31 protein-coding genes are annotated in these 22,743 nt (G+C 70.4%); 14 read left to right on the top strand and 17 right to left on the bottom strand.

Features of this window, described 5'->3' with window-relative positions:
• The first annotated feature begins 47 nt into the window (after nt 1-47).
• The gene (gene def / locus ORI60_RS18450; RefSeq protein ID WP_266038714.1) at nt 48-626 is read left to right on the top strand and encodes a peptide deformylase; all 579 of its coding nucleotides are present in this window, start codon (nt 48-50) and stop codon (nt 624-626) included.
• Here def and ORI60_RS18445 read toward each other — a convergent pair.
• Nucleotides 566-1,741: a hypothetical protein gene (locus ORI60_RS18445; RefSeq protein ID WP_266038713.1), complete on the bottom strand. Its 1,176-nt coding sequence runs from the start codon at nt 1,739-1,741 to the stop codon at nt 566-568. The genes def and ORI60_RS18445 overlap by 61 nt on opposite strands.
• A gap of 188 nt (nt 1,742-1,929) precedes the next feature.
• The gene (locus tag ORI60_RS18440) at nt 1,930-2,301 is read right to left on the bottom strand and encodes a hypothetical protein (RefSeq protein WP_266038712.1); all 372 of its coding nucleotides are present in this window, start codon (nt 2,299-2,301) and stop codon (nt 1,930-1,932) included.
• A gap of 218 nt (nt 2,302-2,519) precedes the next feature.
• On the opposite strand from ORI60_RS18440, the gene ORI60_RS18435 reads away from it, so the two are divergent.
• Together ORI60_RS18435 and pip are read left to right on the top strand one after the other, a co-directional pair.
• Nucleotides 2,520-3,701 (top strand): hypothetical protein, encoded by a 1,182-nt coding sequence (locus tag ORI60_RS18435; protein WP_266038711.1) that lies wholly within the window; start codon nt 2,520-2,522, stop codon nt 3,699-3,701.
• Between the two features lie 44 nt (nt 3,702-3,745).
• The gene (gene pip / locus ORI60_RS18430) at nt 3,746-4,726 is read left to right on the top strand and encodes a prolyl aminopeptidase (protein WP_266038710.1); all 981 of its coding nucleotides are present in this window, start codon (nt 3,746-3,748) and stop codon (nt 4,724-4,726) included.
• Here pip and ORI60_RS18425 read toward each other — a convergent pair.
• The gene (locus ORI60_RS18425; protein ID WP_266038709.1) at nt 4,711-5,982 is read right to left on the bottom strand and encodes an ArgE/DapE family deacylase; all 1,272 of its coding nucleotides are present in this window, start codon (nt 5,980-5,982) and stop codon (nt 4,711-4,713) included. The two genes, pip and ORI60_RS18425, sit on opposite strands and share 16 nt — an antisense overlap.
• Before the next feature lie 103 nt (nt 5,983-6,085).
• Here ORI60_RS18425 and ORI60_RS18420 point away from each other — a divergent pair, with 103 nt between their 5' ends.
• Nucleotides 6,086-6,523, top strand: coding sequence for an Lrp/AsnC family transcriptional regulator (locus ORI60_RS18420; RefSeq protein WP_266038708.1), 438 nt, complete (start codon nt 6,086-6,088; stop codon nt 6,521-6,523).
• Nucleotides 6,524-6,532: 9 nt separating this feature from the next.
• Here the strand turns inward: ORI60_RS18420 and ORI60_RS18415 are convergent, their stop codons facing one another.
• Nucleotides 6,533-7,027, bottom strand: coding sequence for a MarR family winged helix-turn-helix transcriptional regulator (locus ORI60_RS18415; RefSeq protein ID WP_266038706.1), 495 nt, complete (start codon nt 7,025-7,027; stop codon nt 6,533-6,535).
• Nucleotides 7,028-7,087: 60 nt separating this feature from the next.
• Here ORI60_RS18415 and ORI60_RS18410 point away from each other — a divergent pair, with 60 nt between their 5' ends.
• Nucleotides 7,088-8,281 carry an FAD-dependent monooxygenase gene (locus tag ORI60_RS18410; RefSeq protein WP_266038705.1) on the top strand — a complete coding sequence of 398 codons (1,194 nt, stop codon included), beginning with the start codon at nt 7,088-7,090 and terminating at the stop codon, nt 8,279-8,281.
• A gap of 2 nt (nt 8,282-8,283) precedes the next feature.
• Here ORI60_RS18410 and ORI60_RS18405 read toward each other — a convergent pair whose 3' ends face one another.
• Both ORI60_RS18405 and ORI60_RS18400 read right to left on the bottom strand, forming a co-directional pair.
• Nucleotides 8,284-9,027, bottom strand: a complete 744-nt coding sequence (locus tag ORI60_RS18405; protein ID WP_266038704.1) for a M15 family metallopeptidase — start codon at nt 9,025-9,027, stop codon at nt 8,284-8,286.
• 257 nt (nt 9,028-9,284) lie between these two features.
• Entirely contained in the window at nt 9,285-10,256 is a 972-nt protein-coding gene (locus ORI60_RS18400) for a helix-turn-helix transcriptional regulator (RefSeq protein WP_266038703.1), read from the bottom strand.
• Between the two features lie 62 nt (nt 10,257-10,318).
• Between ORI60_RS18400 and ORI60_RS18395 the strand changes: the two genes are divergently transcribed.
• Nucleotides 10,319-10,717 carry a VOC family protein gene (locus tag ORI60_RS18395; RefSeq protein WP_266038702.1) on the top strand — a complete coding sequence of 133 codons (399 nt, stop codon included), beginning with the start codon at nt 10,319-10,321 and terminating at the stop codon, nt 10,715-10,717.
• Here ORI60_RS18395 and ORI60_RS18390 read toward each other — a convergent pair.
• The gene (locus ORI60_RS18390; RefSeq protein ID WP_266038700.1) at nt 10,668-11,231 is read right to left on the bottom strand and encodes a TetR/AcrR family transcriptional regulator; all 564 of its coding nucleotides are present in this window, start codon (nt 11,229-11,231) and stop codon (nt 10,668-10,670) included. The genes ORI60_RS18395 and ORI60_RS18390 overlap by 50 nt on opposite strands.
• Nucleotides 11,232-11,298: 67 nt before the next feature.
• On the opposite strand from ORI60_RS18390, the gene ORI60_RS18385 reads away from it, so the two are divergent.
• On the top strand, nt 11,299-11,790 hold the full coding sequence (locus ORI60_RS18385) for an FBP domain-containing protein (protein ID WP_266038699.1): 492 nt from the start codon (nt 11,299-11,301) through the stop codon (nt 11,788-11,790).
• Between the two features lie 3 nt (nt 11,791-11,793).
• Here ORI60_RS18385 and ORI60_RS18380 read toward each other — a convergent pair whose 3' ends face one another.
• The 6 genes from ORI60_RS18380 to ORI60_RS18355 all read right to left on the bottom strand — a co-directional run bounded on the left by ORI60_RS18380 (nt 11,794) and on the right by ORI60_RS18355 (nt 14,941).
• Nucleotides 11,794-11,970: a hypothetical protein gene (locus tag ORI60_RS18380; RefSeq protein WP_266038697.1), complete on the bottom strand. Its 177-nt coding sequence runs from the start codon at nt 11,968-11,970 to the stop codon at nt 11,794-11,796.
• A gap of 146 nt (nt 11,971-12,116) precedes the next feature.
• Complete coding sequence (locus ORI60_RS18375) at nt 12,117-12,878, bottom strand: isocitrate lyase/PEP mutase family protein (protein ID WP_266038696.1); 762 nt, start codon at nt 12,876-12,878, stop codon at nt 12,117-12,119.
• 23 nt (nt 12,879-12,901) lie between these two features.
• The gene (locus ORI60_RS18370) at nt 12,902-13,363 is read right to left on the bottom strand and encodes an SRPBCC family protein (protein ID WP_266038695.1); all 462 of its coding nucleotides are present in this window, start codon (nt 13,361-13,363) and stop codon (nt 12,902-12,904) included.
• Nucleotides 13,360-13,722 carry an ArsR/SmtB family transcription factor gene (locus ORI60_RS18365; RefSeq protein WP_266038693.1) on the bottom strand — a complete coding sequence of 121 codons (363 nt, stop codon included), beginning with the start codon at nt 13,720-13,722 and terminating at the stop codon, nt 13,360-13,362. Before ORI60_RS18365 ends, ORI60_RS18370 begins: the two co-directional genes overlap by 4 nt.
• Nucleotides 13,719-14,183: an SRPBCC domain-containing protein gene (locus ORI60_RS18360; protein ID WP_266038692.1), complete on the bottom strand. Its 465-nt coding sequence runs from the start codon at nt 14,181-14,183 to the stop codon at nt 13,719-13,721. Before ORI60_RS18360 ends, ORI60_RS18365 begins: the two co-directional genes overlap by 4 nt.
• A gap of 170 nt (nt 14,184-14,353) precedes the next feature.
• Nucleotides 14,354-14,941, bottom strand: a complete 588-nt coding sequence (locus ORI60_RS18355) for a TetR family transcriptional regulator (RefSeq protein WP_266038690.1) — start codon at nt 14,939-14,941, stop codon at nt 14,354-14,356.
• A gap of 90 nt (nt 14,942-15,031) precedes the next feature.
• On the opposite strand from ORI60_RS18355, the gene ORI60_RS18350 reads away from it, so the two are divergent.
• The gene (locus tag ORI60_RS18350) at nt 15,032-16,063 is read left to right on the top strand and encodes an NAD(P)-dependent alcohol dehydrogenase (RefSeq protein ID WP_266038688.1); all 1,032 of its coding nucleotides are present in this window, start codon (nt 15,032-15,034) and stop codon (nt 16,061-16,063) included.
• A gap of 19 nt (nt 16,064-16,082) precedes the next feature.
• Here ORI60_RS18350 and ORI60_RS18345 read toward each other — a convergent pair whose 3' ends face one another.
• Nucleotides 16,083-16,448, bottom strand: a complete 366-nt coding sequence (locus tag ORI60_RS18345) for a hypothetical protein (protein ID WP_266038687.1) — start codon at nt 16,446-16,448, stop codon at nt 16,083-16,085.
• A 57-nt stretch (nt 16,449-16,505) separates the two neighbouring features.
• Here ORI60_RS18345 and ORI60_RS18340 point away from each other — a divergent pair, with 57 nt between their 5' ends.
• Nucleotides 16,506-17,072 (top strand): TetR/AcrR family transcriptional regulator, encoded by a 567-nt coding sequence (locus ORI60_RS18340; protein WP_266038686.1) that lies wholly within the window; start codon nt 16,506-16,508, stop codon nt 17,070-17,072.
• A 68-nt stretch (nt 17,073-17,140) separates the two neighbouring features.
• Nucleotides 17,141-18,559: a carboxylesterase/lipase family protein gene (locus ORI60_RS18335; RefSeq protein WP_266038685.1), complete on the top strand. Its 1,419-nt coding sequence runs from the start codon at nt 17,141-17,143 to the stop codon at nt 18,557-18,559.
• On the opposite strand, the gene ORI60_RS18330 is transcribed toward ORI60_RS18335, so the two are convergent.
• Nucleotides 18,556-19,113 (bottom strand): hypothetical protein, encoded by a 558-nt coding sequence (locus ORI60_RS18330; protein WP_266038684.1) that lies wholly within the window; start codon nt 19,111-19,113, stop codon nt 18,556-18,558. The genes ORI60_RS18335 and ORI60_RS18330 overlap by 4 nt on opposite strands.
• Nucleotides 19,114-19,152: 39 nt before the next feature.
• On the opposite strand from ORI60_RS18330, the gene ORI60_RS18325 reads away from it, so the two are divergent.
• From ORI60_RS18325 to ORI60_RS18310, 4 genes are all read left to right on the top strand, one after another.
• Nucleotides 19,153-19,524, top strand: a complete 372-nt coding sequence (locus ORI60_RS18325; protein ID WP_266038683.1) for a hypothetical protein — start codon at nt 19,153-19,155, stop codon at nt 19,522-19,524.
• Between the two features lie 52 nt (nt 19,525-19,576).
• Complete coding sequence (locus ORI60_RS18320; protein ID WP_266038682.1) at nt 19,577-20,173, top strand: DsbA family protein; 597 nt, start codon at nt 19,577-19,579, stop codon at nt 20,171-20,173.
• Nucleotides 20,170-20,706 carry a vitamin K epoxide reductase family protein gene (locus tag ORI60_RS18315; protein WP_266038680.1) on the top strand — a complete coding sequence of 179 codons (537 nt, stop codon included), beginning with the start codon at nt 20,170-20,172 and terminating at the stop codon, nt 20,704-20,706. The genes ORI60_RS18320 and ORI60_RS18315 overlap by 4 nt, the downstream gene beginning before the upstream one ends.
• Nucleotides 20,707-20,768: 62 nt before the next feature.
• On the top strand, nt 20,769-21,431 hold the full coding sequence (locus tag ORI60_RS18310) for a hypothetical protein (protein ID WP_266038678.1): 663 nt from the start codon (nt 20,769-20,771) through the stop codon (nt 21,429-21,431).
• Nucleotides 21,432-21,436: 5 nt separating this feature from the next.
• Here the strand turns inward: ORI60_RS18310 and ORI60_RS18305 are convergent, their stop codons facing one another.
• A complete protein-coding gene (locus tag ORI60_RS18305) occupies nt 21,437-21,985 on the bottom strand; it encodes an HAD family hydrolase (RefSeq protein ID WP_266038676.1) in 549 nt (182 codons plus the stop codon).
• The gene (locus ORI60_RS18300; RefSeq protein ID WP_266038675.1) at nt 21,982-22,719 is read right to left on the bottom strand and encodes a DeoR/GlpR family DNA-binding transcription regulator; all 738 of its coding nucleotides are present in this window, start codon (nt 22,717-22,719) and stop codon (nt 21,982-21,984) included. Before ORI60_RS18300 ends, ORI60_RS18305 begins: the two co-directional genes overlap by 4 nt.
• Between the last annotated feature and the right edge of the window lie 24 nt (nt 22,720-22,743).

Here is a 22,743-nt window from a genome sequence, read left to right as displayed (position 1 = left end):
GACGGCACCCTACCGATAACTTTGCAAAGACTGCTACTTTGCAAAGCATGTCCGACCGAGGCACCCCGCGCCGCATCACCGTCGTGGGCGAAGAGATCCTGACCCGCCGCTGCCGCGAGGCCACCGAGTTCGGCACGCCGGAGCTCACCCGGCTCATCGACGACATGTTCGCCACCAACCACGTCGCCGAAGGCGCCGCGATCGCCGCGAACCAGGTCGGCGTCGACCTGCAGCTGTTCGTGTGGGACATGAGCGACGAGTGGGGCACCCGCCACACCGGCCACATCCTCAACCCCGTGCTCGACGACCTTCCCGCCGAGCAGCGCAAGCTGCTCGAAGAACCGGAGGGCTGCCTGTCCGTGCCGGGCCCGTACCGCGTGGTGGCCCGTCCCGACCGCGCCGTCGTGCGCGGCCTGGACAAGGACGGCAATCCCATCGTCGTCGAGGGCAGGGGCTACTTCGCCCGCTGCCTGCAGCACGAGACCGACCACCTCCACGGCAGGCTCTACCTGGACCGGCTGACCCAGCGCGAACGCAAGTCCGCGCTGCGGGAGATGGCCGCCTCTCAGGACGAGGTCTTCGCCCGCCGCGCCGCCCGGAGCTCCTCCGCCGCCTCGTCCAGCTGACGCTCGGCGCGCTCGGCCCTGGTCAACGTCTGAGCGCGCGCGTCCTCCACGACCGCGAGCGTCTGCCGCACCGCTGCCACCTGCTCAGCACTCTCCTGCCTGAGCTGCGCGAACCGCGTCTCGAACTCGCCGCGTGAGCGCTCCAGCTCGGCCCGTGCGTCCGCGGCGGTCTGCTCAGCGCGTTCCGCCCGCACCACCGCCAGGTCACGAGCCTTCGCAGCCCGGCTGACGGTCTCCGCCGCCTCCGCCCGCGCCTGCTCCACCTGCACCGCGGCATCACTGCGAGCCTGCTCAGCGGCCTGCTTCACGGCAGCGGCCTCGGCCTCAGCCCGTTCGACCGCCGCCTGCGCCTCAGCGCGAGCACGTTCCACCTCGGCCAGCGCCTCGGCCCGAGCTCGCGCAATCTCCGCCTGGGCTTCGGCGTGCGCCTGTTCGATCTCCTTGGCCGCCTGCCGCCGCGCCTGCTCGGCGTGCTTCACGGCGTCGGCCTTGGCCTGTTCCGCCTCGGCCCGGATCTCCTCGATCAGCGCCGCCGCCTGCACCCTGACCTCGGCGATCTCGGCCTCGGCCCGCGCGGCCGCGTCGCGTGCGGCCTGCCGGGCCTCGTCCCGTTCCGTCACCGCCGTGTCGACGGCGTCGTCGGCTTCTTCCGCCGCCCGCACCGCCTGCTCGGTGGTCTCCTCGGCGGCCTTGCGGGCGCGCTCGGCCTCGTGCCGGCGCTGCTCGGCGGACGCCAGTTCCGCCCGGGCCTCCGCGACCCGCCTCGCCGCCTCGGCTTCGGCGGCCTGGACCAGGCTCTCGGCGACACTCGGGTCCGCCATCGCGTTCAGCTCGCCGACGGCCCGGCCGAGGGTCTGCGTCATCTGTTCCGACAACACCCGAAACCGGTCGAGGAGCTCTTCAGCCCTGATCTTGGCGGTACCGGAGACCCTCGGGAGATTCGTCACGGTGACGACCTCCAGGTTTTGCTCGGGGGTTTCCGCCAGCCGCTGCCGCTCCCTCCACGCCCGCCAGCGCGTGTGCTCGGGCAGATCGCAGTACTCCGAGGGCCTGCCAGGCCCGCCACCTCGGAAAACAGGCCGCTCGCAGCCGGGGAAGTTACAGCTCGTCTCCACGAGCGATATCGTAGCAGAATTACGTGTGCACTAACGTTATCCAACGCAACGCTACTCAATGGGCGGGAAAATTCTGACCGCCGATAAGTGAACATTATCGGCGGTCAGATTCGGGAGTCTTGGAGTTCCGTTGGCATGCGCGGTGCCGCGTTCCGCCACGCGCAGCGGAACGCGGCACCAGGTGGTGACTACCGGTGCGAAACCGCACCCCGGAAGACACCGGCGTGGTCAACGAGTTCGACCGCCAACATCAGCAGGATCGAACCCATGAACACCGCCAGCAGAACCTCCGCGGCCGCGGTCTCGGCCAGGAACAGGGTCACGACGCCCAACGCCAGCACCAGAACCGCCAGCCCCGTCTCGGCCATGCCGACACGGTCGAGCGCGTCTCCCCACCGCACCACGAGGAAGGCGGCGACGCCGAGCACGAGCCCGACCGCGGCCATCCCCCTCGGGTCCTTGACGAACGGCATCTCGCCGTTGACCAAGTAACCGATGTACGGAATCGCGATGAGCGCGACGAGAACCGTCGCGACAACGTCCTTCACTCCGAGCCTCATCGATCTCACCTCCTTCCACGGCCCACTCTTCACCGGCGATCGGGCAGCGGGCAGGTGCTCAGGGCTCCCCGTGACGGGGACCAAGGGCACGGGTTCACCGGGGCGGCGAGGACCGGGGGCGCTGTCGGTAGTGGGGACCTATGGCTCTGGAAGCTCCTGCACGGCAGCGGAATCATCGTTCGGTGCGAAACGATGGAGCCGAGAGGAGTGTGAACAGCATGCGGTGGAGACTGCTGCGCACGCGGTGTGGCCGGACAGCGGCGGCGGTGATCATGCTGTCCGCAAGCGTCGTCGGCAGTGCGAACGCAGCCGGCGCGCGCCTGGTCGAACTGTCGCTTCCGCCCGGAGCCACCGGCAGCGGGGCGTTGGCTGTCAACGACGAAGGAACGATCATCGGCACGGTCGGGTTCGCGGACCGCACGTGGCGGTCGGTGAAGTGGGACCGCCGTGGAGCCGTCGTTGTCCTTCCCGGCCTGCCCGGTGCGACCGAGACACTCGCCTGGAAGATCTTCGACGACGGTGTCGTCATCGGCACGGCCCGCGACGAGAACTACACCGCGCACGCCGTGCGGTGGGACCGAGCCGGCCACATCACCGAGTTCCCGTCTCTCGGCAACGGCTCCACCGAAGTCCTGGGACGCAACGCGACGGGCACCTACATCGGCACGAGCGTCGGCTCTGACGGCAGGACGCACGCCGTGCGGTGGGACAGCCGCGGGCGGATCACCGACCTCGGCATCCCCGCCGGCGCAACCGGCAGCGCACCCGCCGACATCAACGACGCCGGAGTCGTCGTCGGGGTCGCCGATCTCGCTCCCGGCGACACACAGCCGGTCATGTGGAATCGCCGGGGTGTCAGTGCGGAACTGGCGCGCTTGCAGGGCTGGAGCACGTTCCCGCAGAGCATCACGAACGACGGCCGCATCGCGGGCACGGCCACGGGTCCCACGCCGCAGGACCGCCTCGCCGTGCGCTGGGACCGGCACGGACGGATCTCGGCACTCGACCTGCCGCCGAACGCGACCGCCAGCGCCCTTGAAGCGACGAACGCGCGCGGCGACCTCGCGGGTACCGCGTTCTTCGGTCCCGATCCGGTCTGGCACGGCACCCGTTGGGATGACCGCGGCCGGGCCGTCGACCTGGGGGTGCTGCCGGGCAGCACATCCAGCTTCGTCCGCGGCATGAACGACCGCGGTCTGGTCATCGGTGACGCGGAAGCGCCGGGAGCCTCTACGCGCGCGGTGTACTGGGATCGGAACAACCGCATCCACGAGCTGGAGGCGTTGCCGGGCAGTACGTGGAGCTCGGCAACAGGCGTGAACAACCACGGTGTGATCGTGGGCTTCTCCAGCATTCCCGCGACGGGCTACGGACGCGCGGTCATGTGGCGCATCCGGTGACATCGGGCCGTCCGCGTCGCCAACCGGTGCGCGATCATGCCCGCATGACGAGCACATCCGAAGACGGCCGTTACCCGCTGAGCGAGCCGTACGAGTCAGGCGTGCTGGAGGTCGGCGACGGTCATTCGCTGTACTGGGAGGTCGTCGGCAACCCCGACGGCAAGCCGGCCGTCGCATTGCACGGCGGGCCCGGATCGGGGAGCTCGCCGAGGATGCGGGGCCTGTTCGACCCGGAGCGCTACCGCGTGGTCCTGTTCGACCAGCGCAACGCCGGGCGCAGCATCCCGTCCGCGGCCGATCCCGTCGTCGACCTGTCGGCGAACACCACCCAGCACCTCATCGCCGACATCGAGGCGCTGCGGGTCCACCTGGGGATCGAGCGCTGGCTGGTCGAGGGCGGCTCGTGGGGTGTCACGCTCGCTCTCGCCTACGCGCAGGCACACCCGGAGCGGGTGACCGAACTGGTGCTCGCGGCCGTGACCGACGGCGACCGCCGCGACACCGACTGGATCACCCGCGACATGGGGCGCGTCTTCCCGCGAGAGTGGGACCGGTTCCGGGACGCCGTGCCCTCCGCCGAGCGCGACGGTGACCTGGCGGCCGCCTACAGCCGGCTGCTGCACGACCCCGACGCGGAGGTCCGCGCCAAGGCCGCGTACGGGTGGTGCCTGTGGGAGGACACGCACATGTCGCTGGCTCCCGACGCGGAGCCGTTCCTGTCGGTCGCCGAGCCGGAGTTCCAGCTGACCTTCGCCCGCCTGGTGACCCACTACTGGTCCCACGGCTGCTTCCTGGAAGAACGGCAGCTGCTGCGTGACATCGAACGGTTGCACGGCATTCCCGCCGTGCTGATCCACGGGCGTTACGACGTCAGCACTCCCCTCGGCACGGCTTGGGCCCTGCACCGGGCCTGGCCCGGCAGCGAGCTCGTGGTCCTCGACGACACCGGACACGGCGGCGGCAGCATGAGCGCGGCGATCATCGCCGCCACCGACCGCTTCGCCCGAGGTCAGAGCATCGGGTAGACCGTCCGCAGAGTGGCCAGCACGAGGGCCTGGGTGACGGTGACGACCTCGCTGACGGACACCTGTTCCTGCGGGCCGTGCGCGAGCCGCACGTCACCGGGCCCGTACTGCAGCGTGGGGATCCCGGCGCCCGCGTACAGGCGCAGGTCGCTGCCGTACGGCGCGCCCTGCTCGGCGGGGCGGGCCGTACGGGTGACGTCCGCGTGCGCGTCGCCGACCAGGGCCGCGAGCGGATGGCCGGCAGGTAACCGGCCGCTGGCGAACTGGCCGCCGGGCCACGTCACGGTGGCGGGATGGGCCCGCAGCCACGGATCCGACGCGCAGGCCTCGGCCACGCACGCTTCGAGGTCCGCGCGCGCCTGGGCCGGGTCCTCCCCCAGCGCCACGCCCAGCCGTCCCTCGGCCACCAGCAGATCCGGCACGCTGCTCGCCCAGTCGCCGGCCTGCAGGGTCCCGACCGACAGCGGGTACGCGACGGTGTAGGCGGCCATGAGCGGATCGACGCCGGCGTTGCGGCGGGCCTCCAGGCGGGCGAGCGCGGCGTGGATCGGCAGGTAGGCGTCGATGGCGCTGACCCCGGCGTACCGGGTGCTGCCGTGCGTGGCCTGGCCGGGGACCTCGATGCGGAACGTCAGCGCGCCGCCGTTGGCGACCATGAGCGCGCCACCGGTCGGTTCGGTGATGATGCAGGCGTCGCCGGTGTGGCCGCGCCGCAGCGTGCCGAACGCTCCGAGCCCGCCGTCCTCCTCGCTGACGACGAAGTGCACGGACACCCGGCCTCGCGGGGTCACGTCGGCCGCGCGGATCGCGGCCAGCGTGGCGAGGATCGCCACCACACCGGCCTTCATGTCGCACGCTCCGCGGCCGTGCACGACGTCTCCCTCGACACGCGGGTGGAAGGGATCGCCCTGCCACTGCGCCAGGTCGCCGGGCGGGACGACGTCGACGTGGCCCTGCAGGATCAACGTCGGCCCGTCGCCCGTTGAAGGTGTGGTGCCCACCAGTCCCCATGCCTCCGTGCGCGGCGCCTCGCCGCCGGGGAAGTCGGGGTGCGCACGGAGTTCGGGAAGGTCCATCGACCAGAGATCGACGTCCAGGTCCAACCGTTCCAGGTGCCCCGCGAGCACGTGCTGCAGGTCGGACTCCGCGGCACTGCCCGTCACGCTCGGCACCGCGAGCAGGTCCAGCAGGAGCCGGCCGATCGCGGCCTCGTCCACCGCGGCCAGCGCCGCCGCCTCGACATCGTTGATGGTCACGAGCCGGAGATTAGGTTCGGTACGAGGGCGCCAACAATCATCAGAAGCGGCATCTAAGCCTGAATTCTTTGCAAAGATCAGACCGCCACGACGAATATTTGGCATGGACTCCATCGACGAAGCGATCATCCGGTGCGTGCTGCGCGACGCCCGTGCCACCTACGCCGAGATCGGCAAGGCGGCCGGGCTGTCCCCGTCCGCCGCGAAGAGACGCCTCGACCGGCTGGTCGCCACCGGAGCGATCCGCGGCTTCAGCGCGCTGGTGGATCCGCAGGCGATGGCGTGGCACACCGAGGCGTTCGTCGAGATCTACTGCAAGGGCAACCCCACCCCGGCGCAGCTGAGCAAGGCGCTCGAGGACATCCCCGAGGTCATCGAGGCGTGCACCGTCTCCGGTGCCGCCGACGCGATGCTCTACATGCTGGCCAGGGACATCCCGCACCTGGAACAGGCCATCCAGCGCGTGCGGTCGACCGCTCCCGTGGACCGCACCGAGAGCGCGATCGTGCTGTCACGGCTGTTGACCCGGCCCCGTCTGTAGCTCGCGGTGTCAGCTGCTCCGGCCCAGACGCAGGTTCGCCTCGTCGGCGGCCGCGGTCATCCTCTCCAGGAACGTCGCGACGGCGCTGAGTTCGGCCGGCGGCGTCGTGCGCAGGACGTGCGCGATCTCGGCGCCGGCGAGGCCGAGGAACTGGCGGGCACGATCGCGGGCGGCCGGTGTGGGGCGGAGAGTGACGCGACGGCGGTCGGCGCTTTCCCGCGTGCGGCGGACGTGGCCGGCGGCCTCCAGGCGGTTGAGCAGGATGGCGGTCGCGCCCGTGGTCATGCCGATCTGACGGGACAGCTGGGCCGGGGAGAGCGGGGTGTCCGCCTCGGCCGCCCAGATGATCTGGCCCAGGGCGTTGGCGTCGGCTCCCGGCAGTCCCATCCAGGTGGCGAGGTGCTGGTTGAGCTCACCGAAGTCGACCACCCAGTCGCGCAGGCGGTGCATCACCGCGATCTGCGCCGGCGTCCAGTCCGCGGTCAGCGGGTCGGTGTCTGTCATGCAGGTGCCTTTGTCTCAAAGTAGCTTTGGTGCAAAGCTACACGGACAGGGGAGTTCCTGATGGTTGAACGACACGCGGTGGTCTCCGGTGCGAGCATCGCGGGCCTCTCGGCCGCTTTCTGGCTGCGGCGCACGGGCTGGCGGGTGACCGTGCTGGAACGAGCCGAGGCGTTCCGCGACGGCGGGCAGAACGTCGACGTCCGCGGCGTCGCCCGCGAGGTGCTCGCCCGCATGGGGCTGACCGAGGCGGTCAAGGCGCAGAACACCACGGAGACGGGCACGGTCTTCGTGGACGAGCAGGGCAGGGTGCTCGCCGAGCTGCCCTCCGACGGCCCGGACGGCGCCACCGCCGAGCTCGAGGTGCTGCGCGGCGACTTCGCCCGCATGATCCTCGACCACCTGCCGGACGGCGTCGAGATCACCTACGGCGACACCATCACCGAGGTGGCCGACGACGCCGACGCGGTCACCGTCACCACCGCCTCGGGACGCGTGCTGAGCGCCGACCTGCTGGTCGTCGCCGAGGGAGTCCGCTCGGCCACCCGTGACCGGCTCTTCGGCGACCTGGTCGAACGCCGCGACCTCGGCATCGCCATGGTCTTCGGCACGATCCCCCGCACGGCCTCCGACGACAGCCGGTGGCGCTGGTACACCACCACCGGAGGCCGGCAGATCCACCTCCGCCCCGACAACCACGGCACCACCCGCGCCATGCTCGCCCACGCCCAGGCCGCGGACCTCACCCGGCTCGACCGCGCGGACGCCCTCGCGAGGTTCCGGGAACGCTTCGCCGACGCGGGGTGGGAAGCCGGTCGCGTGCTCGACGGCTTCGACACCTCCGCGGACGTCTACGTCGACCAGCTCACCCAGATCCGCATGCCCGTGTGGCACCGCGGACGGGTGGTCCTGGCCGGTGACGCCGGTTGGTGCGTGACCCCGATGGGCGGAGGCGGCGCCTCACTCGCGCTGATCAGCGGATACGTCCTGGCAGCGTGCCTGTCCACCACCGCGGACCGGTACCAGGACGGACTCGCGGCCTACGAGAAGTGGATGAGGCCGCTCGTCGACGACGTCCAGAACTTCCCGCGCTGGCTCGTGCCGTTCGCCTACCCCCGCACCCGCCTCGGACTGACGCTGCGCCGCCTCGTCGACAAGGCCATCACCTCGTCGCTGTTGTCTCCCCTGACGGCGAAGCTCACCCAGGTCGCCGACACGACCAGAGCCCTGCCACCCATCGGGGCAGCGCATTCCTGAGGTCAGCGCGTCACGGGGAAGTTGAAGTAGGTGTCCGGGAACGGCTCGTCGTTGAGCGTGAAGTGCCACCACTCCTCGGGCAGGTTGCGGAACCCGGCCCGCGCCATCGCCGCCTTCAGCAGCTGACGGTTCTCCCGCGCCTGACCGGTCACGCGCGGGTCGTCGGTGTGCGACAGCGTGTCGAAGCAGTCGTAGCCGGTGGCCATGTCCACGGTGTTGTCGGGGAAGCGGTCTGGCGCGTCGCAGTGCACCAGCCGCTCCCCCGGCACGTACGGCCGCTGGTACCGCGGAGGCAGCTTCACGATCGTCAGGTCGAGCGTGGACCCGCGGCTGTGCCCGGACTTCTCCGCGATGTACCCGTCCTCGAACAACCGCGTCTTGTCGACCCGCGGGTAGAACTCGGTCTTCATCCGCTGGTCGGCGAGGTCACGGGCCCAGCGCACGAAGTGGTCGACGGCGCGTTGCGGGCGGTAGCAGTCGTAGACCTTGAGCGTGTACCCCTGCCGCAGCATCTCGCGCTGCACACCGCGCAACGCCTTCGCGGCCTGCTTGGTGAGGATGCACAGGGGCGCGCGGTAGCCGTCGATGCGGGTGCCGACGAAGTTGTGCTCGGTGTAGTAGCGGATGTCGTGCCGGATGGTCGGGTCGACGTCGCTCAGCACGACGAACCCGCTGGTGGCGTGGGCGGGGTGGGCGAACGACAGGATCAGGAGCGCGGACAGCAGCAGGGCTCGCATGGATCTCATCCAAGCAGCGCTGCGACCGCGGTTGAAGTGTCGAGGCCGGTCAGCGGAACCTTCCGCAGCGACTCGGCGAGGCGACGTGCCGGGCCAGGTCATCGCCTCGGTTCCGTGACGGCGGCGGTGCAGCGCGCGAGCCGCCATCGGAGCGAAGTAGTTGGAGAGCAGGCCGACGGTGCGAATGTCCCGGTCGTGACCGTGCCGCACGAGGCGCCGGCCGGTGCGCCGGGGTCACTCGTGGAGCACGGACTCGATTCTGTCGATCATGCCCGCGAGGCCAGGCCGTCACCTGCACCGCGAACAACCGACTTCAGGAGTCGCTCGGCGAGTGCCGCGACGAGACCGCGCAGCTCGTCCGGCCTCTCGACCACGAACGGCAGGTCCAGCGACGCGAGCACACCGGGCAGCCAGTCGAGCCGTTCCACCCGCAGTTCGACCCGCGACCAGTCGTCGTCGAGAGGCTCCACCACAGCGACGCTCGCAGGAAGCCGGGTACGGATCTGCGCGACGGTGCCCTGGATGCGCACCGTCACCTCGTGCCGGTGCGGAGCGGTGGCAAGTCCGGTCAGAACCCGCTGCGCGGGATCGAGATCACCGGGCGGCTCGAACGAGCCGGGCAGCGTCCTGGCCGCGGCCATGCGGTCGAGCCGGAACGTCCGGTCCTCGCCGATCGCGGGATCGGCACCGGTCACGTACCACCGGCCCGAGTGCGCGACGAGCCCGTACGGGTGCAGCGTGCGTTCGCTGTGCCGGCCATCAGCGGCGGTGTAGCGGATGGCCACAGGCCGGTGGTGGGTCACCGCGTCGGCGAGTGCGAGCAGGACCGAAGCCTCCGGGACGGCCGGCGAACCGGGCTGGCTGGTGAAGGCGAGCGAGCCGAGCAGGGAGTCGAGCCTGCCGGCGAGCCGGGCGGGCAGCACCCGGCGGACCTTCGCCGCCGCCGTCTCGCTCGCCGTGCCGGTCATCAGGCCCGTGACCAGGCCGATCAGCACCGCCAGCGCCTCGTCGTCGCTGAGCATCAACGGCGGCATCCGGTACCCGGGAGCGAGCCGGTAGCCGCCGTGGCGTCCGCGCACGGACTCGACCGGGATGTCGAGGTCGAGCAGGTGGCCGACGTACCGGCGCACGGTGCGTTCGTCGACTTCAAGCCGCGAGGCGAGCTCCGCCACCGTCCGGACACCTCCGGATTGGAGGAGCTCCAACAGTGACAGCACGCGTGCGATCGGCCGGGCCATGGCCGAAATTCTCGCGCACATACCGGGCGGATTCTGTCCGGTATCGCTCCTAGCGTGCGGTCATGAACTTCGCATCCATCCGTGTCATCACCGCCGACGTCGCCCGCCTCGCGGGCTTCTACGAACGAGCGACGGGAGTGCGGGCGATCTGGGCCAGTGAGGACTTCGCTGAGGTCAGGACCTCGTCCGCCACCCTCGCGATCGGCAGCGTCCGCACCGTGGCGCTGTTCGCCGCCGGGTCGGCCGAGCCGAGTGCCAACCGCAGCGTCATCATCGAGTTCGAGGTCGGCGACGTGGACAGCGTGCACGCGGAGCTGACCGGCGCCGAGGTCGTCCAGGAACCCACCACGATGCCGTGGGGCAACCGGTCGTTGCTGGTCCGCGACCCCGACGGCAACCTGGTCAACTTCTTCAGGAGGGCCACGCTCGCAGCACCGAGTCCAGCGCGTCCAGCGCTCTGAGCCACGACGCCTCGACCCCGCGCGGCTGGCTGTGGAACGCCCCGGAGCGTTCGAGCGAGACGAACCCGTGCAACGTGCTGTGCACCAGCCGCGCGGCATCGGTCAGTTCTGGTTCCCACAGCTCGTAGCCCCGCAGGACCGCGCGGGTCATGTCGGCGTGCTTCAGGGCGCTGTCGGCGGCCGTGTCCGGGTCGAGTGCCATCTGCATCGCCGCGTAGCGGCCGGGGTGCTCGTGGGCGTAGCGGCGGTAGGCGGAGGCGAACGCGACCAGGGCGTCCTTGCCCGCACGGCCGCCGATCGACTCCGCCACGCGGTCCACGAGCTCCGCGAGCGCGAGGACGGCCAGGCGGACCCGCAGGTCCTGGGCGTTGCGGATGTGCGAGTAGAGCGAGGCGTCCTTCACCCCGAAGTGCCGGGCCAAGGCGGACACCGTCACGTTCTCGAAGCCGACCTCGTCCGCCAGGTCCGCCGCCGCCTGTGTCAGGCGGTCGGCCGTGAGCCCCGCACGTGCCATCCGTCACCCTTCCTAGGGTCCTTAATAATTTGCCTAGGACCTCTAGGTAAGCCTAGCGTCCGTGGTCATGAAGCCGCTGACCGAACACGAGATCCGCGCGTCCTTCGTCAATTCCACCAAGGGCGAGGCGAAGCGCATGCACGTACCCAAGGATCTGGGCGAGCGGCCGTGGGACGACCTCGACTTCCTCGGCTGGACCGACCCGGCCGCACCCGACCGCTCGTACCTCGTGATCGAGCTGGACGGACGGCTCACCGGCATCGCGTTGCGCAGGGCGGCGCAGGCCGGGCGGGCGCGCAAGACGATGTGCGCGTGGTGCCTGACCACGCATTCCGGCGACGGCGTGTCGTTGATGAGCGCGCGCAAGGCCGGCAAGTCGGGACAGCTGGGCAACTCGGTCGGCGTCTACGTCTGCGCCGATCTGGCGTGCTCGCTGTACCTGCGTGGCAAGAAGAGCGCGGGACCGGGCTCGCGGTTCCACGAATCGATCACGCTCGACGACCAGGTCGAACGGATGGTGTCCGGGATCAACGCGTTCCTGGACCGGGTGAACTCGTAGGTCTCAGAGCTCGAGCACCAGCTCCGCGGAACACGCGCGGGCACAGGGCCACGGGTCGCCGCACTCGGTGCAGCCGGTTGTCGCGGGCAGGTGCGTGTCGAGCACCTGGACCGCCCTGATCCGGTAGCGCTCCAGGTCGGTCTCCCAGTTGTGGCGGGAGCCCGCGGTCGCACTCGTCATGGTCATCAGTCCTCGGGTTGAGCTGGTGCACACAGCATGCACCTGTGACGGCGCTCACGGGCGGCAATTTCGCGAATCCCGACCTTCGGCGGGTCGGGAAGATCGAGCGATGTGCCGCCCAGGCCCCCTGGACGGCACATCGCTCGTCACACCGCGGACCCGCCGAGCTGCTCGAGGTCAGCCCGCAGGTGGGCGAGCGCGCTGCGGTAGAGCTGCGGCCCCACGGACACGCGGGCGACCCCGGCCGCACGCAGCGCCTCCAGCGACCCGCCCCGCAACGGCAGTCCGGCGTTCACCGGGGCGCCGACCTCGGTGACGACCGCGCGAACGTCCTCGGGTCCCGCTCCCGGCACGAACACGCAGTCCGCGCCGGCCTCCCAGTACGCCCGCGCCCGGTCGAGGGCGTCGGTCAGCCTCTTGTCCCCGGAGAACGGCGAGGCGGGGAAGAAGGAGTCGACCCGCGCGTTGATCACCAACGGCACGCCGATCCGGTTCGCGGCCGCGCGCATCTCCCCGATGTAGGCGGCACGCACATCGGCGTCCACCAGGCCGCCGTGCGCGTGATCGGTGTCCTCGACGTTGCAGCCGACGGCACCGATCCCGGTCAGCAGCTCGACCAGCTCGCCCGGAGCGAGTCCGTACCCGGCTTCGGCGTCGACCGTCACCGGAACGTCGACCGACGCCGCGATGCGCGCCGCGACGAACATCATCTCTTCCCTCGGCGCTCCCTCACCGTCGTCGTGGCCCAGCGCCGCGGCGATCGCGTTGCTCGCCGTCGCGACCACGGGGAAGCCCGCGTCGACGACGGCGCGGGCGCTGCCGACGTCCCAGGCGTTCGGCAGCACGAGCGGGTCGCCCGGGACGTGCAGCGACCGCAGGAGCTCGGCCTTGGCGGCCAGATCGGACATCACGTTCTCCTGTTCCTCGGCCGTCACCACGGATCCGGCAGGCCCTCTCCGGTGGTGACCAGGCTGCGCAGACTGCCGTTGACGTAGTGAAGCCAGGCCGTGGAGCACGCACCGAAGCACTCGACGTCTGGCACCAGACCGACGTGGGTGAACCTCAGCTCCGCACCGCCGCCGGCGGGGACGATGTCGAACACGATCTCGCTGCCGGTCCACTCGGACGGGTCAGAGACGAAGGACAGGAGGCTGTCCGTGACCTGCCAGACCACGCGGCGGCCCGGCGTCAGCTCGGTCACGCGCTGACGGCTGTAGTGCTGCGGAGGATGCCGATAGGTGAACTCGGCGCCCACCTCGTCGGTGCGTCCCTCGACCTCGCCCGTCCACCAGGCACGAACGTCCAGGACGGCCGCGTAGACCTCGTCCGGCGACTGCTCGACGGTGTACGAGGTGGAATAGCCGCGCTCGGTGCGCGGCGCCTGCGTCGTCATGGCTGGTCCGGTCCTGTCTCTCGATCCGCTGTGCCGCGCTGGATCCGCTCGGCGATCCGCTTGATCCGCTGCAGCCGGGCGTCCCAGGTGGTGCCGACCGCGGTCAGCTGGGCGACCGCGCGGGCGAGCTGCGCCTCGTCCACCTCGTAGCGGCGCTCGCGTCCGGCCGGCATCGCGTGCACCAGTCCGACGCGGTCGAGCACGCCGAGATGCTTGGCGACCGCCTGCCGGGTGACCGGGAGCCGCTCGCTCAGCGTGGTCGCGGTGCCGCCCCCGTCGCTCAGCAGCAGGTCGAGCATCCGGCGGCGGGTCGGATCGCCCACCGCGGACCAGAGGTCGTCGTCGATCGCCGCGCTCACGGCCGCGCGACCAGGCTGTCGGCACGCGCGACGAGACGCGGCAGGAAGTGGTCCCAGCCCCGGACGTGATCGGCGTAGGCCTGCTCCAGCACGGCGGCCTCCCAGCCGCGCTCCCGGAACCCGGTCTCCTTGAAGCGCAGCAGTGTGCCGCCGCCGGAGGGCACGAGGTCGATCGTGACGAGCAGCGAGTTGCCCGGCGCCGCCGACGCGCCCCGGTCGTAGATCCAGCGGAACGCGAACCGGCGGGGCGGGTCGGCCTCGACGACCGTGAGGTGTTCGACCTTCGCGTCCGGAGAGGCCGGGTCGCCGAAGGTGATCGTGCCGGTGCCGCCGGGTACGGGGTCGAGCTCGGCTTCGTCGGGCCACCACTCGCGCAGGTGCTCAGGAGAGCTGACCACCTCGTAGACCACCTCAGGGCTGGCGTCGATGCGCAGCTCGCGTTCGATGCTTCCGTGTTCCACGCCGTTCTCCTCGTTCGAAGTGCAACCATCGGTTGCGCTTCAACCTAAACGGCTTACCCATGTAGCGCAACCTTTAGTTGCGCAACCCGTGGGTGGAACGACGTCGCCAGGCATGCAACAGCCCCAGCAACTTGGCGAGGTCGACGTCGCTCACGCCTTCCTTGCTCGGTCTAGGCCGGCGCGACGGCGCGGCGGACGCTGTCGCGCAGGAAGTCCCGGCGGCGGTCGTGGGTCTCGGCGGGCTCGTCGGACGTGGCCGCGTACACGTTGCTGACCGGGGACCACGCCATCGACATGGCGATGACCATGGCCATCAGGTCGAAGGGGTCGCCGTCGCGGACCAGCCCCGCCTGCTGCGCCTCGGCGATCGCCTGGAGCTTGCTCCGGTCCAGGCGATCGACGTCGGCGACCAGGTGACCGGTGGGGCGTCGTTCGAGGCGGGCCCAGGTCGCGAGCCGGATGAGTTCGGGGCGCCCGAGGTACTCGTCGTAGAGGCGCACGGCCCAGTCGGCCAGGTCGGCTGCGTTGATGGGCACGACGTTGACGATCCGCTCCAGCGAGCCGAAGAAGATCGCGTCGAACAGCCCGTCCTTGTTGCCGAAGTAGGCGTAGAGCTGGGCCTTGTTGGTGCGCGCCGCGGCGACGACCCGTTCGATGCGGGCTCCGGCGATGCCGTGCTCGGCGAACTCGCGGGTGGCCACGTCGATGATGCGTTGCCGCGTGGCCGCGCCACGGGCGGTCAGCTGCTGGTCGGACATGGAAGCACTGTATCGACAGACCAGTCGGTTTACTTTTCCGACGTCTCTGCCTACTCTAAAATAGACCGAACAGTCTGTTTAAGGGGAATCATGCGGAGCACCACCGGCTGGCAGGCCGACGGAGACACGTTGCAGCGCGTGGAGCTGTCCCGCCGTGACCTGCGGCGCGACGACATCGCGGTGCGCGTCGACTTCTGCGGGGTCTGCCACACCGACCTGCACTCGCTGCGCGCCCACAACGGCGAGCACGCGCTCGTGCCGGGTCACGAGTTCACCGGCGTGGTCGTGGACGTCGGTCCCGACGTGACCGCCTTCCGGGTCGGCGATCCGGTCGCGGTCGGCAACATCGTCGACTCCTGCGGCGTCTGCTCGATGTGCGCGGCGGGCCAGGAGAACTTCTGCCGCGAGTTCCCGACGCTCACCTACGGCGGGACAGACCGCCACGACGGGACGACGACGCTGGGCGGTTTCTCCCGCGAGTACGTGGTCCGCGACCGGTTCGCCCATCCCCTGCCGTCCGGGCTGGACCCGGCCGCCGCGGCGCCGTTGCTGTGCGCGGGGATCACGGTGTGGGAGCCGTTGCGCGCCCTGGGAGTGGGTCCCGGAACGCGCGTGGCGGTGGCCGGCCTGGGCGGGCTGGGGCACCTCGCGGTCAAGTTCGCCGCCGCGCTGGGTGCGGAGGTGTCGGTCGTGAGCCGGTCGGCCGACCGCGCGAGCGACGCGATCCGGCTCGGCGCCCGTGACGTCGTCGTCTCCAGCGACCCGGACAGCACCGAGGCGGCCCGCGACAGGTTCGACGTCCTCATCGACACCATCCCGGTCCCCCACGACCTCGGCCCCTACCTGCGCCTGGTGGCCGTCGACGGGACGCTCAGCCAGGTCGGCTACCTCGGCGGCGTCACCGTCGAGACGATGGACCTGCTCCTCGGCCGCAAGAAGCTGAGCTCCGGTGGCAGCGGCGGTCTTCCCGCCACCGCCGCCATGCTGGAGTTCTGCGCCACCCGCGGCATCACCGCCGACGTCGAGGTCCTGCCGTCCGCCCGCGTCGGCGAGGCCCTCGACCAGCTCGACCGCGGCGACGTGCGGTACCGGTTCGTCCTCGACCTGTCCGACCTGGACTGACGTGCCGTGGCAGCGCTGGTCACTTCCAGGGCGTCCGGCGACTGACCCGGGGCATGTTGGAGATCTTCACTTCCGCGTGGTCCTCGTCGATGATGCCTGCGGCGGCTCGCCACCGCAGCTTGCCGGCCACGACGTCGGCGAGTGGTGCGTCCGCGAACTTGCGCCAGCGCCTCGACGGGAGACGTTCGCGCTTGAGCTCGGAGTCGATGTCATCGGGAAGGGCCTGCACGAGCACCACGTGCTCGCGTCGCCGGTCCGCCCGCGCGTTGACGCGCTTGCGCCTGGCGATGGCCTTGCGGGAGGCCTTGTCGTTCTGTCCGTAAGAGTTGCGGGCGTCCCTGGCGTAGCTCAGCGCCTTCTTCTCCTGCGGAGATCTCCTGGTCACAAGCCGATCCTAACGACGAGCGCACCTGGTTTTGCTCAGGCGTGCTAACTTTTGCTCATGCGAGCAAAGTCCGTGACCGAGCAGGCTCGGCGGGCGCAGATCGTGGCGGCGGCGATCGCCACGATCGCGGAGCTGGACTACGCGGAGACGTCGTTCAAGGCCATCGCGGCGCGTGCGGGGCTGAGCAGCACAGGGCTGATCTCGTACCACTTCAGGAACAAGCAGGAGCTCGTCGACGTCGTGTTCGCGAACATCTTGGAGCGCTTCCAAGGATTCGTGCGTGCGCGGATGGGCCAGGCGAGCGCTCGCGAGGAGCTGCGGGCGTTCCTGGTCGCCAACATCGCGTTCCTGCGCGAGCACCGCGCGGACATGGTGGCGTTCCTGCGGATCAGGGCACACGCGGCGGTGACGGACGGGGGCATCGCCGACTCCGATCACGTGGCGCTCGCCGACCTGCTCAGGCAGGGCCAGCAGGCCGGCGAGTTCCGCGTGTTCGACCCGGACGTGATGGCGGTGTTCGTCCTCGCGATGCGCAACGGCGTCGTGCTGCGGTCCGGGTCACTCGATCTCGACGTCTGCGAACGGGAGTTGGTCGCGGCCGTCGACCTGGCCACAGGGGGTTGATCATGCGTCGGGGCACGTTGTTGGTCGCCGTATTGCTGCTGCTCAGCGCATGCGGAAAGGGGGAAGCCATGCCGTCGGACGTGGTCATGACCGACGCCGGACTGCTGAAGGGGGAACAGCGCGACGGGCACCTGCGGTTCCAGGGAGTCCCGTACGCCGTGGCGGAGCGGTGGAAGCCGCCGGTGCGCGCCGCGGCCTGGAGCGGGGTGCGGGAGGCCTTCGAGCCTGGCAGTCCGTGTCCGCAGGTCGGGTCCAGCTACTCGGAAACGAAGAGCACGAACGAGGACTGCCTGTTCGCCAACGTCACGACGCCGTCGACCACCGGCCGCAAGCCCGTGCTGGTGTGGGTGCACGGCGACGGCGCGATCGGCGCCGGGCACTACTTCGACGCGGAACGCCTTGCCCGGCAGGGCGATGTCGTCGTGGTGACGTTCAACTACCGCATGGGCGTGTTCGGCGGGTTCGGGCTTCCGGGCCTGGAGCACTCCGGCGAGTTCGGGCTGCTGGACCAGCGCGCGGCGTTGGAGTGGGTCCAACGCACGATCACCGCTTTCGGCGGAGATCCGGGCAACGTGACGCTGTTCGGGGTGTCGTTCGGCGCGACCGCGGTCGGCGCCCACCTGATCGGTCAGCGGCCGCTGTTCCACAAGGCGATCATGCACAGCTCGTTCACGCTGGTCGACGTCCCTCGCGGCGCCTGGTTCCCGGACCTGGAGGCGTTGCCGTCGCTCGCGTGGCGGCCGGTGCCGGAGATCCAGGAGATCGGCGCGATGATCAGCTCCGAACTGGGCTGCGCGGACGTCGAGTGCCTGCGGCGGCTGCCAGTGGAGAAGCTGCTGGCCTACCCGCAGATCATGAACATCTTCCAGTCCACCGGCTACGGCGGTTCAGTCCTGCCGCGGCTCCCGGCCGAGTCGCTGGAGTCGGGTGAGTTCGCCGACGTGCCGATCCTGGCCGGCGCGACGCGCGACGAGCACAACAGCTTCGTCGGCCTGTTCCGGCCGGACCCGATGTCCGCCGAGGACTACTCACGGCTCGTGCGGGAGGCGTTCCCCGACCGCGCGGCCGAGATCGAGCGCGAGTACCCGGCCAGCGCGTTCGCCTCGCCGAAACAGGCGTGGGCGACGCTGCTGACAGACCGCGTGTGGGCGCGTGCGACGTTCCGGCAGAACACGCTCTACGCGAAGAAGGCGCCCGTCTACGCGTTCGAGTTCGCGGACCGCAACGCGGCCACGAACCCCGAGCTGCCGAAAGAGCTGCACGGCGCGAACCACTCGTCGGACATCGACTACCTGTTCCCCGACGGGGACTTCACCAAGGACCGCGGCCTGTCCGACCACATGATCAAGGCGTGGACGGACTTCGCCCGCACCGGGACGCCGGGGTGGCCGCGGTTCTCGGAGGGGCAGTACGTGCAGTCACTGGCTCCGGGCGCGATCGGGCCCGTCGACTACGCGGCCGAGCACCGGCTGGCGTTCTGGAACTAGGCGAGCGACTTGGCGGACTCGGTGATGTGTTCGATCTGGTCACGGGTGAGGCGCCGAGCGTCCCAGACGAGGTCGCCCACGTCCGCCGGGGCGGGGTCCGGCATGATTCCGGTCAGCGTCGCAAGATCGGCGGTGGGGACGTCGAGCAGGGCGGAGAGATCGCCGAGCAGATCAGGCGTGAGTTCCTTGAGGCCGTGGCCGATCCTCGCGTAGGTGGAGGCCGCCCAGAAGCGGCGGCCCGTGGTCACCACGTAGACCGACTTGGCGACGGCGGCCTGGTTCATGTTCCGGTTGCGCAGCAGGCCCAACACGAGCGGGCCGGGGCCTTCGCCGTCGATCCTGGCCAGGATGTTCTCGGGACTCGTGCGGTTCCGCTGAGGAACGGACCGCACGAGTGCGCGCACCTCGGCCTGCGCGCCGGGGCTCAACGGCAGGTAGGCGTGCAGTAGACCGGGAATGCATCCGCCCGCTGTCTTGTCGAGCGGCGCCAGTTCCTCCGGCACCGGCTGGCCGGCGATCACGAGCCTGTCCGATTCGTGCAGCTTCTCCCCCATGTGCGCGAGCCTAGGCGCGACATCGCTACCCTGGATCACGTGCCAGGCACCCGCAGCTCGCGAACCCGCGCGTATCTCGCGCGGGTCCTCGCCGTGCTCGCGCTGGTCGCCGGGATCGCGATGATGCAGGGCACGCCGTGCGAGGCGGAGTTCGCCTGGACCGCCCAGTGCCCGACGTCGAGCACCCACGCGGTCGCCCACTCCACACCTACCGAAGACGGCGGGCTGATCGAGGGCATCCTCGTCGCCGGAGCCTGCCTGGTGGTGGCGCTCGCCGTGCTGATCGGGTTCGCCGTGCTGCGGCGCTCCGGCTCGTTCCAGGTGCTCCTGACGCGCCTGCCCGCTGTCCTGTCCCCTCCTTCACGCCGGCTGGAAGTGCGGCTGACGCAGCTCTGCGTGCTGCGCGCCTAGACCGAACCCGTTCCGCGGGTCCGTCTTCCTTCGCCACACGTGGAGTTCTGCCATGTCCAAGAATGCTCGTCTGTCCCTGATCATCGTCGCCGTCGTGGCGGTCGTGGTCGCCGGTTTCCTCCTGTTCAGCCGCAACGACACCACCGCGGCACCCCCGTCCGCCGACGGCAAGGTGACCGTCGTCGAGTACCTCGACCTCGAATGCCCGTCGTGCCGCGCCGCCTTCCCCAGCGTGGAGAGGTTGAAGACCGAGTACGGCGAGCGCGTGACGTTCGACGTGCGGCACTTCCCCATTCCCAGCCACCGCAACGCCGAACTGGCCGCCGTCGCGGTCGAGGCCGCGGGCGCGCAGGGCAAGCGGGACGAGATGTTCCGGGTGATGTTCGACGCGCAGCAGGAGTGGGGTGGTCAGCAGACCTCGCAGCGCGCGGTGTTCACCGGCTTCGCCCAGGAGCTCGGCCTCGACCAGGCCGCGTTCGACAAGGCGCTGGACGACCCGGCGCTGCGCGACCGCGTGCTCGCCCAGCGCGCCGAGGGCAGCAAGGCCGGCGTCACCGGCACGCCGACGTTCTTCATCAACGGCACCAAGTTCACCGGCGCGCCCACCTACGACGCGCTGAAGGCCGCGATCGAGAAGGTGCGTTCGTGAACCGGATCGTCGCCTGGGTCCTCGCGGTCGGCGGGTTCGTCGGCCTGCTCGCGTCGTTCGTGCTGACGATCGAGAAGATCGCGCTGCTCAAGGACCCGTTCTACGTGCCGACGTGCAGCATCAACCCGGTGCTGAGCTGCGGCTCGATCATGAAGACCGCGCAGGCCGAGCTGTTCGGGTTCCCCAACCCGCTGCTCGGCATCGCGGGCTTCGCGGTGGTGATGACCCTGGGCGTGCTGCTGCTGGCCGGGGTCTCGCTGCCGTCGTGGGTGTGGATCGGGCTGCAGGTCGGCGTGACGTTCGGCGTGCTGTTCGTGCACTGGCTGATCTTCCAGTCGCTGTACGAGATCGGCGCGCTCTGCCCGTACTGCGTGGTCGTGTGGGCGGTGACGATCCCGATCTTCTGGTACACGACGCTGCGCAACATCAGGCCGACGTTCCAGCTCCACAGCGTCGTGCTGATCCTGTGGTACCTGGTGATCGCGGGCGGCGTGCTGCAGGCGTTCTGGTTCTACTGGTCGTCGCTCGTCTAGCGGCAAGGGCCCGGCCTGCGTTCGCGGAGAACGTCAGGCCGGGGCCCTGCTTGGATACCGGTGTGACCGCCTACGACGTCGCCCGCCTGCTGCCCGCCATTCCGGAACTGCGTGCGCTGTGCCGTGCGCTGGCCGTGCTGGACGTCGTGCTCGATCCCGACAGCGACGACCGCCACCACGACTTCGACACGGCTTGGGTGCCTGGTGAGGAACTGGCGTCCATGGACGACGGCTCGGGCAACGAGTACTCCGTCACGTTCACGGCCGCCGGGGCGTACGTGCGCGGTTTCGACCACGAGTCGCCGATGAGCCCCTACGCCACCGATGACGGCGAGCCGTGGCCCGGTGTGCTCGACTCCGTGCCGGACGTGTTCCGGGAGTGCGTGGAGGAACCGGCGTTCTCCGACGAGTTCGGCACGCCGTCCGTCACGGTGTGCCTGTGGCGTGAGCACGGCGACACCGCCTGGCGGCACGGGGACATCGCCTTCCCCGACGGCGACGAGGACGGGGCCGACTGGCTGTTCGCCCTGCTGACCGACCGCACGCCCGAGGCCTTTCAGGACTGGGCGCAGGACTACTACGAGATGCCGGTCGACCTCGGCGCGGTGCGGCACGTCTACGCCGGGCAGCCGTTGACCGAGGACGTCGTGACCGCGCTCAACCCCGCGACCACCCTGGCCGCCGTCGCCGACCAGGTCGTGGCGACCGGGTATCCGATCCGCTGACAGGCCTAGACGTCTTTGACAGCACCGAGCAGCGCGCGCAGCCCGTCGATCCCCGTGAAGTGGTGGCCACGCATCCCGGTCAGCTCCGCGGCCCGCACGTTCTCCAGCCGGTCGTCCACGAACAGGATGTCGTCGCCACCCAGCGCGTCACGGCACCACTCGAAGGCCGCGCGGTCGGGCTTGGCGTGGCCGATCCGGCACGAGAACGCGCGCAGCTCGAACAGGTCGAGCCACGCGTAGGTGCGCTCGAAGTTCCGGGCGTGGTCCTCGGGGATGTTGGACAGCAGGGCGATGCGCCGGCCCGCGTTGTGCAGTTCGTGCAGCAGCGCGACCATCTCGTAGTCGACGCGGTTCCAGCTGGCCACGTCCTTCTCGACCAGCGGCGGGTGGCCCACGAGGGCCCAGTACTCGTCGGCGGTCACGTCACCGCGGTCGTAGGCGGGACGGTGGGCCCAGTAGGCGTCCCAGAACTCCGGCTCGGTGCTCATCGTGGCCATGACCTCGGGCGACTGGTCGCGGGCGATCACGCCGAACATGTCGAACAGCACGATCATGCCGTCACCACCGCGACGCCCGCGGCGGTCAGGCCGTCGTCGCCCTCCGCGTCGGTGACGACGGCGTCCAAAGCCGACACCGGGACGACGTGGGCCAGGGCCGTGCGGGTCAGCTTGGAGGCGTCGACGGCGGCGATGACGCGGCGGGCCGAGGTGATGGCGGCTCGTTTCACCGAGGCGTCCTCCAGGTCGAAGGCGGTCAGGCCGTGTTCTGCGGAGAGGCCGCAGCAGCCGATGACCGCGGTGTCGAAGCGCAACGCCTGCAGCGACGCCAGGGCCAGCGGGCCGGTGAGCGCCAGCTCGCCGGGGCGTGGGCGGCCGCCGGGGACGAGCAACGTCAGGGTGGAAGAAGAAGACAGGGCGTTCACGGCGTGCAGCGACAACGGCATGACGGTCAGGCGCCGGTCGTGCAGCAGGCGGGCCACCTCGAGGCACGTGGTGCCGCTGTCCAGGACGACCGACTCGCCGTCCGCGATCAGGGCCGCCACGGCGGCGGCGATGCGGCGCTTGGCGGCCGTGTTGTCGTCCGAGCGCAGCGCGAACGGGGGTTCGGAACCGCGCAGCAGCAGACTCCTCGCGCCCCCGCGGTAGCGTTCGAGAACGCCCTGAGCTGCGAGGACCTCCAGGTCGCGGCGGATGGTCATCTCGGAGGCGCCGGTGAGCGACGCCAGGTCCGCCACACCGAGCGACCCGGCGTCGCGGACTGCCTCGGTGATCTGCTTCAGTCGGGACACGGTCGTGATTGAACATCAGTGATG

This window comes from Lentzea sp. NEAU-D7 (assembly GCF_026242055.1).
Classification (GTDB): Bacteria; Actinomycetota; Actinomycetes; order Mycobacteriales; family Pseudonocardiaceae; genus Lentzea.
The sequence above is the reverse complement of the archived record's forward strand: the minus strand, read 5'-3'. Positions and strand labels throughout refer to the sequence as shown.

What these genes read in the sequence shown, in the direction of transcription:
- ORI60_RS18335 (WP_266038685.1), top strand. Translation starts at nt 17,141, where the DNA reads ATGCCGTCGGACGTGGTCATGACCGACGCCGGACTGCTGAAGGGGGAA.
- ORI60_RS18395 (WP_266038702.1), top strand. Translation starts at nt 10,319, where the DNA reads ATGAACTTCGCATCCATCCGTGTCATCACCGCCGACGTCGCCCGCCTC.
- ORI60_RS18435 (WP_266038711.1), top strand. Translation starts at nt 2,520, where the DNA reads ATGCGGTGGAGACTGCTGCGCACGCGGTGTGGCCGGACAGCGGCGGCG.
- pip (WP_266038710.1), top strand. Translation starts at nt 3,746, where the DNA reads ATGACGAGCACATCCGAAGACGGCCGTTACCCGCTGAGCGAGCCGTAC.
- ORI60_RS18415 (WP_266038706.1), bottom strand. Translation starts at nt 7,027, where the DNA reads ATGACAGACACCGACCCGCTGACCGCGGACTGGACGCCGGCGCAGATC.
- ORI60_RS18330 (WP_266038684.1), bottom strand. Translation starts at nt 19,113, where the DNA reads ATGGGGGAGAAGCTGCACGAATCGGACAGGCTCGTGATCGCCGGCCAG.
- ORI60_RS18370 (WP_266038695.1), bottom strand. Translation starts at nt 13,363, where the DNA reads ATGACGACGCAGGCGCCGCGCACCGAGCGCGGCTATTCCACCTCGTAC.
- def (WP_266038714.1), top strand. Translation starts at nt 48, where the DNA reads ATGTCCGACCGAGGCACCCCGCGCCGCATCACCGTCGTGGGCGAAGAG.
- ORI60_RS18340 (WP_266038686.1), top strand. Translation starts at nt 16,506, where the DNA reads ATGCGAGCAAAGTCCGTGACCGAGCAGGCTCGGCGGGCGCAGATCGTG.
- ORI60_RS18440 (WP_266038712.1), bottom strand. Translation starts at nt 2,301, where the DNA reads ATGAGGCTCGGAGTGAAGGACGTTGTCGCGACGGTTCTCGTCGCGCTC.
- ORI60_RS18380 (WP_266038697.1), bottom strand. Translation starts at nt 11,970, where the DNA reads ATGACGAGTGCGACCGCGGGCTCCCGCCACAACTGGGAGACCGACCTG.
- ORI60_RS18385 (WP_266038699.1), top strand. Translation starts at nt 11,299, where the DNA reads ATGAAGCCGCTGACCGAACACGAGATCCGCGCGTCCTTCGTCAATTCC.
- ORI60_RS18405 (WP_266038704.1), bottom strand. Translation starts at nt 9,027, where the DNA reads ATGAGATCCATGCGAGCCCTGCTGCTGTCCGCGCTCCTGATCCTGTCG.
- ORI60_RS18410 (WP_266038705.1), top strand. Translation starts at nt 7,088, where the DNA reads ATGGTTGAACGACACGCGGTGGTCTCCGGTGCGAGCATCGCGGGCCTC.
- ORI60_RS18375 (WP_266038696.1), bottom strand. Translation starts at nt 12,878, where the DNA reads ATGTCCGATCTGGCCGCCAAGGCCGAGCTCCTGCGGTCGCTGCACGTC.
- ORI60_RS18390 (WP_266038700.1), bottom strand. Translation starts at nt 11,231, where the DNA reads ATGGCACGTGCGGGGCTCACGGCCGACCGCCTGACACAGGCGGCGGCG.
- ORI60_RS18350 (WP_266038688.1), top strand. Translation starts at nt 15,032, where the DNA reads ATGCGGAGCACCACCGGCTGGCAGGCCGACGGAGACACGTTGCAGCGC.
- ORI60_RS18320 (WP_266038682.1), top strand. Translation starts at nt 19,577, where the DNA reads ATGTCCAAGAATGCTCGTCTGTCCCTGATCATCGTCGCCGTCGTGGCG.
- ORI60_RS18305 (WP_266038676.1), bottom strand. Translation starts at nt 21,985, where the DNA reads ATGATCGTGCTGTTCGACATGTTCGGCGTGATCGCCCGCGACCAGTCG.
- ORI60_RS18400 (WP_266038703.1), bottom strand. Translation starts at nt 10,256, where the DNA reads ATGGCCCGGCCGATCGCACGCGTGCTGTCACTGTTGGAGCTCCTCCAA.
- ORI60_RS18420 (WP_266038708.1), top strand. Translation starts at nt 6,086, where the DNA reads ATGGACTCCATCGACGAAGCGATCATCCGGTGCGTGCTGCGCGACGCC.
- ORI60_RS18355 (WP_266038690.1), bottom strand. Translation starts at nt 14,941, where the DNA reads ATGTCCGACCAGCAGCTGACCGCCCGTGGCGCGGCCACGCGGCAACGC.